Raw genomic sequence first — 15,398 nt, 5'->3', positions numbered from 1 at the left:
TATTCCAATGAAGAGGATGGTTGCCTTGTGCGGCCATCCTTTTTTGTTTTGGAAGAGAGGCATTTGTAAAAAATCTTACCGGAGGATCAATGGTATTATCCGGTTAAAAATTAGGACTGTTATTGAGCAGGGGCACGCTGGACTGGGTGGCGTCAGGGTGGTATATTTCACCTAAACATTATCTTAATCCACTGACCTATGCACATCACAAAAGGAATTCTCACCTCTTTGCGGCGCATGAGCGGGGTATGCATATGGGCAATATGCCTGCATCCGCCAATGCCCGCCAGTGTCGTCGCGAGTCCGCTCGCCGGGGTTGGCCAGGTAGTTAAAGCCGATAAAACCATTACCGGCACCGTACTGGCCAAAGAAGGAAACGCGCCTGTTCCGGGCGTAACGGTGGTCGTTAAAGGCACCAACCAGGGAACGACAACCAACGCGGAAGGGAAATACACCATCGACATCCCGGGCAATTCCGCGGTGCTGGTGTTTTCGGCCGTGGGCTACGTTACAGAGGAGCGGGAAACGGGCAACGCGAGTGTTGTCGACGTTTCGCTGGTTACCGATCAGAAGACGCTGAACGAAGTGGTTGTAGTCGGTTACGGCACGCAGAAAAAGCGCGATCTGACCGGCGCCGTTTCGCAGGTAAATGCGACGCGTCTCGAAAATGAAAACCCGCAATCGGTCCAGGATGTGCTGCGCGGCAACGTACCGGGGATGAATGTAGGGTTTTCGACCTCCGCAAAAGGCGGCGGCAGCCTTTCGGTACGCGGGCAAAACTCGATTAATGCTGGTTCAAGTCCGTTGATCGTGCTGGACGGTACCATTTACTACGGCGGTTTGGAGGACATCAATCCCAATGATATCGAGACGATCGATGTCCTCAAAGATGCGAGTTCTTCGGCGGTATTCGGTGCGAAGGCGGCCAGCGGCGTTATTCTGATCACCACAAAAAAAGGCAAGGAAGGCAAGCCGGTGATTAACATCAACAGCAATTTCGGTTTTGCGGAAGTAGCTAAAAACCAGCCCGTACTCAGTCCGGAAGGCTTCATTTCCTGGCGGCAGGAGGTTATGCGGAACATCAATGCGACCGCCGAGCCCGCCCGATTCGCCAATCCCAACAAGCTTCCCGCGGGCGTAACGCTCGAAGAATGGCTGGCTTACGATGGCTCCAACGGCGACCCAACGACCGTATGGCTTCAACGGCTTGGAATGCAACCTGCGGAAATTCAGAACTACAAGGATGGCAAGAGCGTCGATTGGTATTCGAAAGTATTTCAAAAGGGTTTCAGGCAGGATCACACCGTAAGCCTTTCCGGGCGAAACGACCGTATTTCGTACTATATGTCGCTTGGCTACCTCAATAACGAAGGCATTGTCGTGGGGGACAAATACAGCACCGTCCGCGCGCGGTTGAACCTGGAAGGGAAAGTCAACAAGCACCTCTCGGTAGGAATGAATACGCAATTCGCCCGAAGGGACGAAAGCCAGGTGCCGGTTAACTATGATCTGGCGAGGATATTGTCGCCCTGGGGGTCCGAATTCGATGCCAACGGCAATTACTCCTGGCGACCGAACGGCGAGGCGAGCGGTGGGAACCATCCCTATTATGCGCCCAGCTTTACCACGCGTGACCAGGGCGCGCAAACTTTGAATTCCGTCATTTTTGCAAAGGTCAATCTGCCGTTCGGGTTTACGTATCAATTCAACTTTACCCCCCGCTTCGACTATTCGCATCGCTATAACGCCGAATCGGCTAAGCATGCCGAATGGGCGGCGGAAGGTGGCCGGGCTTCGAGGAAGGATTCGACCGTGTTCAACTGGCAGGTCGATAACATTCTCAAATGGACAAAAACGATTAACGAGAAGCACAACATCGATCTGACCTTCCTGGCGAATGCGGAACGTTTCAAAAGCTGGCGCGACAGTATTTCGAACAAAGGCTTCACGCCGACCGACGTGCTCGGCTATCATAATATGCAGGCGGGCGGCCTTCCCGTCGTTTACACCGACGACCAGACGAGCACCGCCGATGCATTGATGGCCCGGTTGTTCTACTCGTTTAAAGACAAATACATGATCACACTGTCCAGTCGCCGCGACGGTTATTCTGCCTTCGGGCAGAAGAACCCCCGGGCGGTATTTTCATCGGCTGCGTTGGGCTGGGTGTTTACCGAGGAAAAATTCCTGGGCGGCAAATGGCTGAACTACGGCAAGCTGAGGGTTTCGTACGGGAACAACGGTAACCGGGATATCCCGCGCTATGACGCCCTCGCCGATCTTGCTTCCGGCAAATACCTGCATGTGAAGCCCGACGGCACTGTGTATCAGGTGAGCCAGCTGTATGTAAGCCGAATGGCGAACCCGAATTTGAAATGGGAAAAAACAAGTGCATTGAATGTCGGGCTCGATTTCGCGTTCCTTAATAACCTGGTCGAAGGAAGTATCGAACTGTACAAATCGACGACGAAAGACCTGCTCGTCAAACGTGCGCTGCCGAACATACTCGGTTTCGACAACGTCTGGGATAACCTCGGCGAAGTGCAGAACAAGGGGCTGGAAATCAGTTTGAATTCCAATAATATGCGCCGCGAGAACTTTACCTGGCGCAGCAGTTTCAATTTCCAGCTGAACCGCAACAAGATTGTCCATTTGTATGGCAATTATGTCGATATCAAGGACGCCTCGGGGAATGTGACCGGCCGGAAGGAGGCCGACGACGTCACTAACCGCTGGTTTATCGGCCAAGCGCTCGATGAAATCTGGAACTATCGGATTCTCGGCGTCTGGCAGAAGGAAGAGGAAGCCGAAGCCGCTAAATACGGCGTTAAACCGGGCGATTTCAAGTTGAAGGACGTCAACAACGACGGTAAATTCACCAACGACGATAAGGAATTTCTGGGCTACACTTCGCCTCGTTTCAGATGGACGCTACGGAACGAGTTCAAGCTTTTTAAAAGTCTCGACGTGTCGTTTATGATCTATTCTTACTGGGGCCAGAAAGGCCCGTTCAACCAGATGAAGAACCGCGACGGCTTCGTGGATCGTACCAGTTCCTATGTTTTTCCTTACTGGACCGAAGAAAACCGCTCGAACGAATGGGCCCGCCTGTATTCCAGTGAGGGGTCGGCGACGGGTTACGGCGTTTACAGGAGCAAGTCTTTTGTGCGTTTTGAGAACCTTTCGGTGGCTTATACCGTGCCGAAGGCCGTTACCCGGAAAGTGGCCGTACAGAACCTCCGCATTTATGGAAACGTGCGTAATATCGGCTTTTGGGCGCCCCAATGGAACTTCTGGGATCCCGAGAATGGAACCAACGGCAGCACCAACGCCAGCATCGCCACATCGGTGCCAAGCCCGCGCATCTACACCATCGGGCTAGATATTACCCTGTAACCTTGATCACACAAAACCGCATGGATTATGTTTAACCAAAAACTGAAATATATCGTGGCATTGGGTTTGCTTGGCGCCGGATTGACGATCACGTCCTGCAAAGAAACATGGCTGAAACCCGAACCGCTTTCGTTTTACGAGCCCGATATGACTTTTAAAGACCTGGCCGGGTTAAAAGCGACGCTCGTTGCGTGCGAGCGTAACCTGCGCCAGGAATGGTACGGCGATGCGATGCCGATGATAACCGAGTCGATCTTTTCGGATATTGCCGTCGAAGGTACAACCGACAAATCGGGACCGGCACAGAACCTGAACCTGCTCATCACACCCGATGCTCAGCTTAACCACATCGATTACAACCGGATCGGCTGGTACTGGCTGGAACAGTATAAAGGGATCAAATATGCCAATACGGCCATTTCCCGGATAGATTTGCCCACCTATAAAAACGAGCAGGAGAAAAATGAGCTGCTGGGCGCGGCCTATTTCCACCGCGCGGCACGTTACTACAGGCTAACGCAGCAGTTTGGTGATGTGCCGCTGTTGCTGAACGAAGTAAACGGCCCGAAACTCGATTTCCAGACCACAAAGCGCGAGGTAATCCTGAAAAAAATAAAGACGGACCTCGAATTTGCGGAACAATGGGTACCGGCTGTTACAGATAAGGGGACGGTAAATAAAGGCTCTGTGAGCCATTTGCTGACGAAGGTCAATCTGGCGCTGGGGCTGTTCGACGACGCGATCAAATCGGCGACGAATGTGATCGATGGCGGCACCCACAAGCTGATGACCTCGCGCTTCGGGGCGAACGCGAACGATGCCAGCCGTAATGTGGTCTGGGATTTACACCGGCCACAGAACAAGGCCCTGGCTATTAATACCGAGGGACTAATGCTGGTGATCGACCGGCTGAATATAGAAGGCAATGTCGATGGCGGAATGCTGATCATGCGGAATTGCGTGCCGCTTTGGTTTAACAATATCAACACGCCGAATGGCAACCGGGGTACGATCGATACGTACGGCATCGAAATCGACCAGGTAAGCAAGCTGGGGCGGGGAATCGGACGTTTACGGCCAACCGACTATTCGCAGAATCAGATCTGGGACGATAAAAATGACCTGCGCCACGCGCCGGGCAACTGGATGCGCATGGAGGATATTTTGTACAACAATCCAAAGCTTGTACAAGATAAAGACAGCTATTATGGCAAAAACCTGCAACTCAAAAATGCCGATGGCGTGGTACTCACCATCGACACGATACGCTGCTGGTTCGACTGGCCACATTATAAGCTGTTCGTCGAAGATCCGCAGCGCGTACAGCCCCAGGGAGGCAATTCCGACTGGTACGTGTTCCGACTGGCCGAAACCTATCTGCTGCGTGCCGAAGCCTATGTATGGAAGGGTGATCTGGCAAAGGCGGCGGAGGACCTGAACATCGTCCGCGCCCGCGCCAATTGCGCGCCGATCCCGGCGGGAAGAATCAATATCGGCACGATTCTCGATGAACGAGCGCGCGAGTTGTATTTTGAAGAACCGCGAAAAACCGAGTTGACGCGCATCGCCTACATTTTTGCCCAAACCGGTAAGGCCGCACCGAATGGCAAAACTTACAGCCTCGACAAGTTCTCGGACGACAACTACTTTTACGACAGGGTGATGGAGAAAAACGATTTTTATAATAAAGGCGTCAAAACACGGCACGCCGACGAATACACCATGAGCCCTTACCATGTGTTATGGCCCATTCCACAGTCGGCGATCGACGGAAATACGCAGGCGAGGATCAATCAGAACAAGGGATACGCGGGATATGAGAAGAATGTGCCCCCTTTGACGGAGATCCCGAAATAAATTTACAAGCAATGGCCCGTAAATAGCGGGTCATTGCCATTTTATATCGTCTGGGAGTTTAGGATTTAAACTCATCTTAACCTGAAATGAACAGACGGAATTTTCTGCAAAACACTTCGCTGGCCATGGCCGCCTCCATGGCGGGGACCGGTTGGCTGGAAGCCGCCGTGAAGAAAGGCGATATAAAAATCGGTTATTCGGCCATTACCTGGGGCGGCAAGGACGAACAAGCCATGACGGAGCTGGCAGGCCTTGGTTTCAAGGGCATCCAGTTGAGGGCAAACACGTTCGGACCTTACCGCGGCAAGCCTTCCGAGCTGAAAGATGCTTTGATTAAGAACAACCTGACGCTTTGCATGTTTTCGAGCGGCAATGTGGAGATTGATCCCGCAAAGTTCGATAGCACTGTCGATACTCACGTAGCACATGCGAGTTTTGTAAAAGCATTGGGCGGCAATGCGTTGCAGCTTACGAATAGCCTCCGCCCGAAAGACCGTGCTCCTTCCGTCGACGAGCTCAAAAAACTGGCACAGGTGATGAACGAAATCGGCAAGCAAACTGCCGATCTGGGCGTACAGGCCGTTTACCACAACCATATGAACCAGCTCGGAGAAACACCCGAAGAAGTGGACGTGATCGTACAGGCCATGGACCCGCGTTATATGCGGTTGCTGCTCGATATCGCGCATTACAAGCAGGGGGGCGGCGAACCGCACGAAGCCGTGGTTAAATACAAGGATATCCTGCACTCGCTGCATTTGAAGGATACCAAACCCGCCGAAACCAAGAGCGGCTATAAGTTTGTGGAGCTGGGACAAGGCAGGGTGGATGTTCCGGCGGTTTTCAATGCCCTTGACAAAATCAAATTCAAAGGCTGGGCAGTGGTGGAGCTGGACGGCGTGCCCGATCCGGGAAAATCGCCGCTCATTTGTGCGGAAATCAATAAAAAGTATATTACCGGGGTGTTGAAGTACCCTGTTTAGTCTCCTGAACTGGATTTGTAGGGGTATTCCTATTAATATTTCGTTATTAATGTGATAACTGATATTAGATAGGGTACCCTTTCGCATTTTTCAGTTATTCATCACCATTAATCAATCCAATGAAAAAATTAAGATTACCGCTGGTCGGTCTGGCCGCGTTCCTCCTCGTTTCTCCGCTTCGGGCACAGAAGTCGAAAGACGGGTGGCAGAAACTTTTCAATGGCAGGGACCTGTCCGGCTGGAAACAGCTCAACGGCCAGGCCAAATATGAAGTAAAGGACGGCGCGATAGTGGGTACGTCCGTCATGGGCACGCCCAATTCATTCCTCACTACCGAAAAAGATTACGGAGATTTTATCCTTGAACTGGATGTAAAGGTCGATAACAAACTGAATTCGGGAATACAGATCCGCAGCTTGTCGAAACCGGAATACCAGAATGGCCGTGTGCATGGGTACCAGGTGGAAATCGATCCGAGCGACCGCGCTTATTCGGGAGGGATTTATGACGAGGCGCGCCGCGGCTGGCTTTACCCGCTCGACCTGAACCCGGAAGGTAAAAAAGCGTTCAAAAGGGATGCGTGGAATAACTACCGCATCGAGGCTATCGGCCATTCGATCCGCACGTTTTTGAATGGTGTGCCGGTGGCGCACGTGGTCGATGACATGACGCCGGTCGGATTTATATGCTTGCAGGTGCATGCAATAGGCAGCAAGGAAATGGAAGGGACCCAGGTAAGCTGGAAGAATATCCGGATCAAAACGTCGAACCTGAAACCGAGCCCTGCTACGAATGTCCGTGTCGTGAACCTCATTCCCAACAATCTGGATGCGGCGGAAAAGGCGCAGGGTTATTCATTATTGTATGATGGAAAATCAGTGGACCAATGGCGCTCGTACGGCGGCACGGAGTTTCCGGCCAAAAGATGGAGCTACCAGGACGGCGCGATCGTAATTTCCAAGTCGGACGGGTCGGAGACCGGCAACGACATCGTTACCCGCAAGCTGTATGGCCCCGCATTCGAATTCCAGTTTGAATTTAAACTGACCGAAGGCGCCAACAGCGGCGTCAAATATTTTGTGGACCAGAAATTCAATTCCAATGGCAAATCGGGCATCGGCTGTGAATTCCAGGTTCTGGACGACGAGCGCCATCCCGACGCGAAACTTGGCAAAAACGGTAACCGAACCATCGCTTCGTTTTACGACGTAATCCCGGCCGTTCGTCCGAAAAATGCGGTCAAGAAAATCGGCGAATGGAATCAGGGGCGTATTGTGGTGCAGAAAGACGGCACCGTGCAGCATTTCCTGAACGGATACAAGGTAGTGGAATACGTGCGCGGCTCCCCGCAGTTCAAGGAGTTCGTCGCGGGATCTAAGTTCGCCAAATTCGATGGTTTCGGAATGTCGCAGGAAGGTAACCTGCTGTTGCAGGACCATGGCGACAATGTGTTTTTCCGCAGTTTGAAAGTGAGGGAAATCAAATAGCCCGAAACGCCGGAAAAAAGGTAAAAAAATACAGTAGATAAGCGGGTACCCGGGATTTAGAAACGATTGCCCGCAAATCGGACCCATAGGCAATCATCAAGTCAACTTTTATTCAATCCAATATCATGACCAGTAGAAGGGATTTTCTTAAAAATGCAGCACTGGCTTCTGCGGGTGTCGCAGCAGGCGCCAATGCTTTCGGGGCGGCAAGCTACCGCCGTATTCTGGGCGCAAATGATCGCGTGAGGGTAGGTATCATCGGTTTCTCCGACCGTTTCCGCAGCTCGCTGGCACCTTCCTTCGGAGATCATGCCAAAGAACTGAACTTTGAGTTTATGGGTGTTTCCGACCTCTGGAACCGTCGCCGCGACGAAGCGGAGGCATTTATCAAAGGCAAGCCATATGCGGCCAGCGAATTTGTGAAAGCCCGCAACAACGAAGAACTGCTGGCCCGCAAGGACGTGGACGCGGTGATCATCAGCACTGCCGACTTCCAGCATGCACTGCATTGTGCGGAAGCCGTGAAATCCGGTCGCGACGTGTATGTGGAAAAGCCGTTTGCCGAAACGCTGGAAGATGCGAAAGTGGCTTTAAAGGCCGTCGAAGCATCGAAACAGATCGTACAGGTAGGATCGCAGCGCCGCAGTGCGCCCAACTACTGGGCCGCTTATGAGTATATCAAATCAGGGAAGTTCGGGGATATTACGACAGTAGAAATGACCTGGAACGTGAACCAGCCAGGCCGCTGGCGCCGCAAAGACCTCGTGGCGCAGATCCGCAAGGAGGATACCGATTGGGACCGTTTCCTGATGAACCGTCCGAAAGTAGAATGGAACCCTCGGTATTACCTCGAATTCCGGTTGTTCTATCCATATTCGTCGGGTATCCCTGGACAGTGGATGGCGCACCAGATCGACACGGTGCACTGGTTCTCGGGCCTCGACGCCCCGCGGAGCGTTGTAGCGAACGGCGGCATTTATACCTGGAAAGACGGCCGTACCAATGTGGATACATTCAGCGCCGTGTTCGATTACGGCCCGTTCGAGGACAAAACCAAAGGCTTCCAGGTGATCTACTCGTCGCGTTTCAATAACGAAGCCGGCGGTGTGAAGGAATATTACTTCTCGAACGGCGGGATGATCAACCTCGATACCAACAAAATTTCTCCGGAAGGTGGTTTGAAAGAAAAGGATGCCAGGGGAATGGGTATGCAGGCCAACCTGCTTCCTGAAATGTCGCTGAAATCCGGCGACAAGATCGCGACGGATGCCAACACCGGTGCTGATCCGATGACCTCCCTACATATGCGTAACTGGATGGAATGTATCCGCAGCCGAAAAGAGTCGAATGCGCCCGCACGGGTGGGTTTCAACCACTCGGTGGCGAACATCATGGCAACCAAGGCACTGCATTCGGGGAAACGCGTTACCTGGGATCCGAAGAAGAAGGAAATCGTGCTTAGCTAACCATTTAAAAGATGAATTTGAAACATACTGCTTTGGCACTGACAGCTTTGGCCTTCGCCGGAAACGCTTACGCCCAGAGAGTCGACCTGGTCCGAAATGACAAGGATAAAAAGGTGGAGGTAAAAATCGACGGCAAGCCGTTTACCGCCTACTATTATCCGGGCGAAACAGTGCTTAAAAAAGCTGTTTTATACCCGGTAATGACGCCCCGGGGCACGGTGATCACCCGCGGCTGGCCTCTCGATCCCCGCGCCGGCGAACGCGTGGACCATCCGCACCATGTGGGAATCTGGCTTAATTACGAGGACGTAAACGGCAACGACTATTGGAATAACTCCAACGCCGTAAACCACGAAAAACGTGCTTACGGGACCATTATCCATACGGGGATCACTTCCATAAAAAGCGGCAAGGATAAAGGGGAGCTCACCGTAACCGCCGACTGGGTCGATAAAAACGGCACACTGACGTTGAAAGAGGTAACCAGATATACTTTCAGCGGCAAAGGTAATTCCCGCATTATAGACCGGTCCACGACGCTCACGGCCGCGCTGCCGGAAGTAAATATGCCTGATGTAAAAGACGGTATGTATGCGATCCGCGTTGGGCGTGAGCTCGAATTGCCGTCCACCAAACCCGAGATTTTCACCGATGCAAGCGGTATTGCCACAAAGGTGCCCGTCATGAACAATGAAGGCGTAACCGGCAATTACCGCAACAGCAATGGCGTGGAAGGAGAAGCGGTGTGGGGAAAACGCGCGATCTGGTGCAATCTCACCGGGAAGATCAAAGACGAAAACATCAGCGTCGCGATGATCGACCATCCGAAGAATGTGGGCTATCCGGCCTACTGGCACGCGCGCGGCTACGGGTTGTTTGCCGTGAACCCGCTGGGAATGAAAGCGCTCAGCGACGGTAAGGAAACGTTAAATTTTAAACTGAAAAAAGGGGAATCAACCACTTTTCGCTACCGCCTGGTAATCGCTTCGGAGCATTTGAAAGATGCGACGCTGAACGACCTCGCTGCGGCGTATGCAAAGACGGAATAGATTTGTAACCGGTTGATTGGAAGGGTAGCCAGCGAAAGTCGCTGGCTACTTTTTTTATCCGGGAATCCGCCGGGTATGCGAACGACGCGATTTTGTTAAGAAAGACGTGCAGTGTGCGCGCTTATCTTTTCTTTTTCCGGGGAAATAGTTGAAAATTGTAGCTGCTAATTATTAAGATATGCCTAACGAAACATATATCGCGATCCTCCGGGGCGTCAATGTCGGCAGTACGCAGGTGAAAATGGCGGTTTTGCAAAAGATATTCGAGGATGCCGGTTATGAAAAAGTACAAACGTACATCCAGAGCGGCAACGTGCTTTTCGATACCCGCCGAACGGATACCTTAAAGCTCGCCAGGGACGTCGAAGCATTATTGCGGTCGGAATTGAAAGCGGAAATCCCGGTCCTGGTCCTGGACACCGGGGCTCTGCGGGAAATTCATGAGAGCAATCCGTTTATCGTCGGGCGAAACGAGGACATCGGCAAGCTGCACGTAACTTTCCTGGCCGAACAACCGGAAACCAGCCGGCTGGACAAACTAGAGCGCGACAAATACCTGCCCGACGAATTTTTACCGGGGGAAAAGGCCATTTACCTGTTTTGCCCGAATGGATACGGCCGGACGAAGCTTCACAACAACTTTTTCGAAAGCAAACTGAAAGTGACGGCTACGACCCGTAACTGGAAAACCGTAACGGAGCTTTTGAGGCTTGCGGCCGGGCGCTGAGGCGGACATGTATTTTGATAATGGACAAATAAGCGTTATTCTTGAAGCTGAATGCGGGAATTCGTCCGCCATCCGTTTCACGCTCAATCATTCATGGAAGATCAATCGAGAAGGAAGTTCCTGCAGAATGCGGGGCTTGCTTCGTTAGCCACTGTTTCCGACATCCCCGCCGGGCCCGAAAGAACCAGGGAGCTTTTTATACATCATGTTTTCTTTTACCTGAAAGAGCCCAACAACGCGCAACATGAAGCGCAGCTGCTGGAAGGATTGCATAAGCTGGCAAAAGTACCTTCCATCGAGTACGCACATATCGGGAAGCCGGCGGTAACAAACCGGTCGGTTATCGTGAAAGACTATTCGGTTTCATGGATGTGTTTTTTTAAAAATATCATCGAAGAGGAAATTTACCAGACCCATCCGATCCACCTGGACTTTATCGAAAGCTACGGCCATTTATGGGAAAAGATGGTGGTATACGATTCCGTTGGCCCGAAGAAGGTGGGTTAACGGGCCCTTCATCCAGTACATTTTCAGGGAAGGACAATATGAAAGAGAATTTTAAGGAAAACCACCCCGAATGCAGGGAAATGATCTTGCCGGTACGCGATGCGCTGGACGTAATCAGCGGGAAATGGAAGATTTCGATCCTGATCGCAATGAGCCTGGGGCATAAGCGGTTCATGGAGATACAAAACGCCATTCCGAACATCACGCCCCGGATGTTGTCGAAGGAGTTGAAAGAACTGGAAATGAATTTGCTTGTCGAGCGGAAAGTTTACGATTCGTTCCCGCCCGTGATTGAGTATGAGCGCACGGACCATGCCCGGACGCTCGAACCGCTGATCGAAGAGCTGCGGCGCTGGGGCGAGTACCATCGGCTGGTAGTCACCGGGACGAACATCAACCATCCTGTAAAAGAACTGCAGGATTGAAAGCATCTGTAAACAATGCCTTTTAACCCAAAGAAAGAAATTTCCCCGATTATGAATGCACTTCCGTGTTTGACCGCTCTGCTGTTCCTTAGTTTGCCTTCCCTGGCACAACAGCATCCGGATGCTATTCGGTTGAACCAAATCGGTTTTTACCCCGACGCACCCAAGATAGCCGTTGTGGCAGATGCGAATGCCGAAACCTTCGAGGTAAAGGAGGCCGGATCGGGGAAAACGGTTTTAAAGGGTAAACTGGGTGCGGTCCGTACCAGCCAGCATTCGGGAAAGCATACCCGTTTGGCGGATTTCGGCGCGGTCAGGAAACCGGGGACCTATGTTGTAGAAGTGCCCGGACTTGGGAAATCCGCGACATTCCGTATCAGCAGGGAAGTTCACCGGCAGGTTGCCGAAGCGTCGCTGAAAGGCTTCTATTACCAGCGGGCATCGACCGGATTGCCGGAGAAGTACGCAGGAAAATGGGCCCGTGAGGCAGGACACCTGGACGACAAGGTGCTGGTGCATGCTTCGGCGGTTTCGCGGGGAAGGCCGGAGAATACGGTTATTTCTTCCCCGCGGGGCTGGTACGACGCCGGAGATTACAACAAATACATTGTGAATTCGGGGATCACAATGGGAACCTTGCTCGCATTGTACGAGGATTACCCGCTTTATTTTGAAAATTTCAATGTGAATATCCCTGAAAGCAACAACGGCGTGCCGGACCTTCTCGACGAGCTGGCCTGGAACCTTCGCTGGATGCTTACAATGCAGGACCCGGCCGACGGCGGTGTTTATCATAAACTTACCAATCCGCGCTTTGATGGCATGATTATGCCGGAAGCTGCTAAAAATCCCCGCTATGTGGTGCAGAAAAGCACCGCGGCAACGCTGGATTTCGTAGCGGTGACGGCACAGGCGGCACGGGTTTTCAAGAATTTCAAAGGCAAATTCCCCGGGCTTGCCGACTCCTGTACCACGGTGGCGGTAAGGGCCTGGCAATGGGCCGAAAAAAATCCCGAGTTGTTGTACAATCAGGACGAAATGAACAAGCTATTTGATCCCGACGTCGCCACAGGAACCTATGGAGACCGGTCGGTAAAAGACGAATGGCTTTGGGCAGGAGCGGAAATGTATATTTTAACCGGCAAGCCCGCCTATATTGAAAAGGCAGGGCCAGGCTTGGAGCAGCCATTCGCATTGCCTACCTGGAACCAGGTAAGCGCCCTGGGCTACTATACCTTGCTCAGGCCGCATTACGATGTCGTTGCGGAGCCAAAAGTGTTGAATACCATTAAAAATAATCTTATTACCTATGCAGACGGCCTGCTCACGGACCTCGAAAAGCAGCCTTATTACACAGTAATGGGTAAAACGGCGAAGGACTATTCCTGGGGAAGCAGCTCGGTGGCCGCCAATCAGGGAATCGCATTGCTATACGCTTACCGGCTGACCAAAGACCGGAAGTACCTCGATGCGGCATTGGGTAACCTGGACTATCTGCTTGGCAGGAACGCGACGGGTTATTGCTTCCTGACAGGCTTCGGTACCAGGCGGGTCATGCACCCGCATCACCGGCCTTCGATAGCCGACGGGGTTGTTGAGCCAATACCGGGCCTGCTTTCGGGTGGGCCGAATCCCGGCCAGCAGGACAAATGCACGACTTACCCGAACAAATTTGCCGACGAGTCGTTCACCGACAACGACAAGTCCTATGCTTCCAACGAGATAGCGATCAACTGGAATGCACCTTTCGTGTACCTTGCAGCCGCATTGGAAGCGTCCATGAAATAAAGTAAAGCATGCCCGTTATCCCTTCCTGCCTTTTACAGGGACGGTTTCGGGCGTTTCGTTATAGCCTTTCTTTTTGGTCATATTTACCTTTTCGGACTTGCGGATGGATTCCTGTTTAAGGAGTCCCGAAGGTTTCAGGCTGTCGTCTTTTTGCTTCGACTTACTTCTTGGCCCGCCGTGAGCTCGGTGAGCCGCCTTCTACGTTTCTGGTTTGCGTTTTCATTGTTTTAAGAAGTTTTGACCCGGTACCTGCAATTTCCGTTCCCGCCGGCGTCGGGGTTAGTTTTTCCGCTTTGTGCAGTAGAACCGGCTCGCTGGCCGACTCTTTATCAAATCACAATCCAACAAGCGGTATGAACCTTTTCAAATCCATTTCACAATTACGCAACCTACTTAAATCCATAGACATCGAAGCGGTAAGCAAGCTTTCTCAAAAAGTCGACCTCAATCAGTTGATGGGTGTCGTATCGAAAATGAGTGAAGAAGATCTTGGCAAAATGTTGAAATTCATGCAAGCCGGATCGGGGAAAAAGAAGGCACCGCCGGCGGTCAACGGCGATTTCTATGAACTGGGTTCGACGCTCAGTCCCGAGGAACGTGAAATCCAGCTGAAAGTCCGCGAATTTATGGAAACGGAAATCCGGCCGATCGCCAACTATTACTGGAATAACGCCCAGTTTCCGATGCACATCATTCCATTGATGGCGAAACTCGATATCTGCGGCCTTACCTACAAGGGTTACGGCTGCGCGGGGCGCTCGGCATTGCTGGAAGGGTTCATAGCCATGGAAATTGCACGGATAGATTCTTCCGTTTCGACGTTCTTCGGCGTGCACAGCGGGCTCGCGATGGGCTCGATCTATCTTTGCGGGTCGGAGGAGCAAAAGCAGCAGTGGCTGCCTGTTATGCAGCGTATGGAGCTCATCGGAGCATTCGGCCTGACCGAGCCGGAGGTCGGTTCGGGCGTCGCGGGAGGGCTCATGACCACCTGCAAGCGCGATGGCGACCAATGGGTGATCAACGGGCAAAAGAAATGGATCGGTAACGCAACTTTCTCGGACATAACGATTATCTGGGCGCGCGATATCGATGATAATCAGGTGAAAGGCTTTATTGTCAAGAAGGACAATCCGGGTTTCAAGGCGGAGAAAATGGAGGATAAGATGGCACTTCGTACGGTTCAAAACGCATTGATCACGCTTACCGATTGCCTGGTGCCCGAAACTGACCGTCTCCGGAATGCGAATTCTTTTAAAGACACGGCTAATGTTTTGCGTATGACGCGTGCGGGCGTGGCCTGGCAGGCCGTCGGATGTGGGCGCGGCGCCTATGAGCTGGCTTTGAAATATACCATGGAAAGAAAGCAATTCGGCCGGCCGATCGCCGGTTTTCAACTGGTGCAGGACTTGCTCGTCACCATGCTGGGCGATCTTACTGCTATGCAAACGATGGTTTTCAGGCTTTCGCAAATGCAGGATGCCGGAGAACTCGCCGATGAGCATGCCTCGCTGGCCAAAGTCTTTTGTACGCTCCGCATGCGCTCGATTGTGGACCACGCACGCGAGCTTTTCGGAGGCAACGGGATTTTACTGGAGTACGATATCGCCCGGTTCGTGGCGGATGCCGAGGCGATTTATTCCTATGAGGGCACGAAGGAGATCAATTCGCTGATCGTGGGAAGGGCGATTACCGGCGAGAGTGCGTTTGTATAAG

The 15,398-nt window shown here is 52.3% G+C and carries 11 protein-coding genes; all 11 read left to right on the top strand.

Annotated features, from left to right (window positions below; genetic code table 11):
* The first annotated feature begins 198 nt into the window (after positions 1-198).
* The 11 genes from ABV298_RS04490 (at position 199) to ABV298_RS04440 (ending at position 15,397) form a co-directional block, all read left to right on the top strand.
* Complete coding sequence (locus ABV298_RS04490) at positions 199-3,396, top strand: SusC/RagA family TonB-linked outer membrane protein (RefSeq protein WP_353720991.1); 3,198 nt, start codon at positions 199-201, stop codon at positions 3,394-3,396.
* Positions 3,397-3,423: 27 nt separating this feature from the next.
* Positions 3,424-5,253 (top strand): RagB/SusD family nutrient uptake outer membrane protein, encoded by a 1,830-nt coding sequence (locus tag ABV298_RS04485; RefSeq protein WP_353720990.1) that lies wholly within the window; start codon positions 3,424-3,426, stop codon positions 5,251-5,253.
* An 86-nt stretch (positions 5,254-5,339) separates the two neighbouring features.
* Entirely contained in the window at positions 5,340-6,236 is an 897-nt protein-coding gene (locus tag ABV298_RS04480) for a sugar phosphate isomerase/epimerase (RefSeq protein ID WP_353720989.1), read from the top strand.
* 119 nt (positions 6,237-6,355) lie between these two features.
* Positions 6,356-7,723 (top strand): DUF1080 domain-containing protein, encoded by a 1,368-nt coding sequence (locus ABV298_RS04475; protein ID WP_353720988.1) that lies wholly within the window; start codon positions 6,356-6,358, stop codon positions 7,721-7,723.
* Positions 7,724-7,848: 125 nt separating this feature from the next.
* Positions 7,849-9,189 carry a Gfo/Idh/MocA family oxidoreductase gene (locus ABV298_RS04470; RefSeq protein ID WP_353720987.1) on the top strand — a complete coding sequence of 447 codons (1,341 nt, stop codon included), beginning with the start codon at positions 7,849-7,851 and terminating at the stop codon, positions 9,187-9,189.
* Between the two features lie 11 nt (positions 9,190-9,200).
* Positions 9,201-10,238, top strand: a complete 1,038-nt coding sequence (locus ABV298_RS04465) for a PmoA family protein (protein ID WP_353720986.1) — start codon at positions 9,201-9,203, stop codon at positions 10,236-10,238.
* Between the two features lie 178 nt (positions 10,239-10,416).
* Positions 10,417-10,965, top strand: coding sequence for a DUF1697 domain-containing protein (locus ABV298_RS04460; protein ID WP_353720985.1), 549 nt, complete (start codon positions 10,417-10,419; stop codon positions 10,963-10,965).
* 93 nt (positions 10,966-11,058) lie between these two features.
* A complete protein-coding gene (locus ABV298_RS04455) occupies positions 11,059-11,472 on the top strand; it encodes a Dabb family protein (RefSeq protein ID WP_353720984.1) in 414 nt (137 codons plus the stop codon).
* A gap of 38 nt (positions 11,473-11,510) precedes the next feature.
* On the top strand, positions 11,511-11,897 hold the full coding sequence (locus tag ABV298_RS04450) for a helix-turn-helix domain-containing protein (RefSeq protein WP_353720983.1): 387 nt from the start codon (positions 11,511-11,513) through the stop codon (positions 11,895-11,897).
* A gap of 51 nt (positions 11,898-11,948) precedes the next feature.
* A complete protein-coding gene (locus ABV298_RS04445; protein WP_353720982.1) occupies positions 11,949-13,685 on the top strand; it encodes a glycoside hydrolase family 9 protein in 1,737 nt (578 codons plus the stop codon).
* 353 nt (positions 13,686-14,038) lie between these two features.
* The gene (locus tag ABV298_RS04440; protein ID WP_353720981.1) at positions 14,039-15,397 is read left to right on the top strand and encodes an acyl-CoA dehydrogenase family protein; all 1,359 of its coding nucleotides are present in this window, start codon (positions 14,039-14,041) and stop codon (positions 15,395-15,397) included.
* Position 15,398 lies beyond the last annotated feature (1 nt).

The organism is Dyadobacter sp. 676 (assembly GCF_040448675.1).
In the GTDB taxonomy this organism is placed as follows: domain Bacteria; phylum Bacteroidota; class Bacteroidia; order Cytophagales; family Spirosomataceae; genus Dyadobacter.
This window is presented reverse-complemented; position numbering and strand designations above follow the sequence as displayed.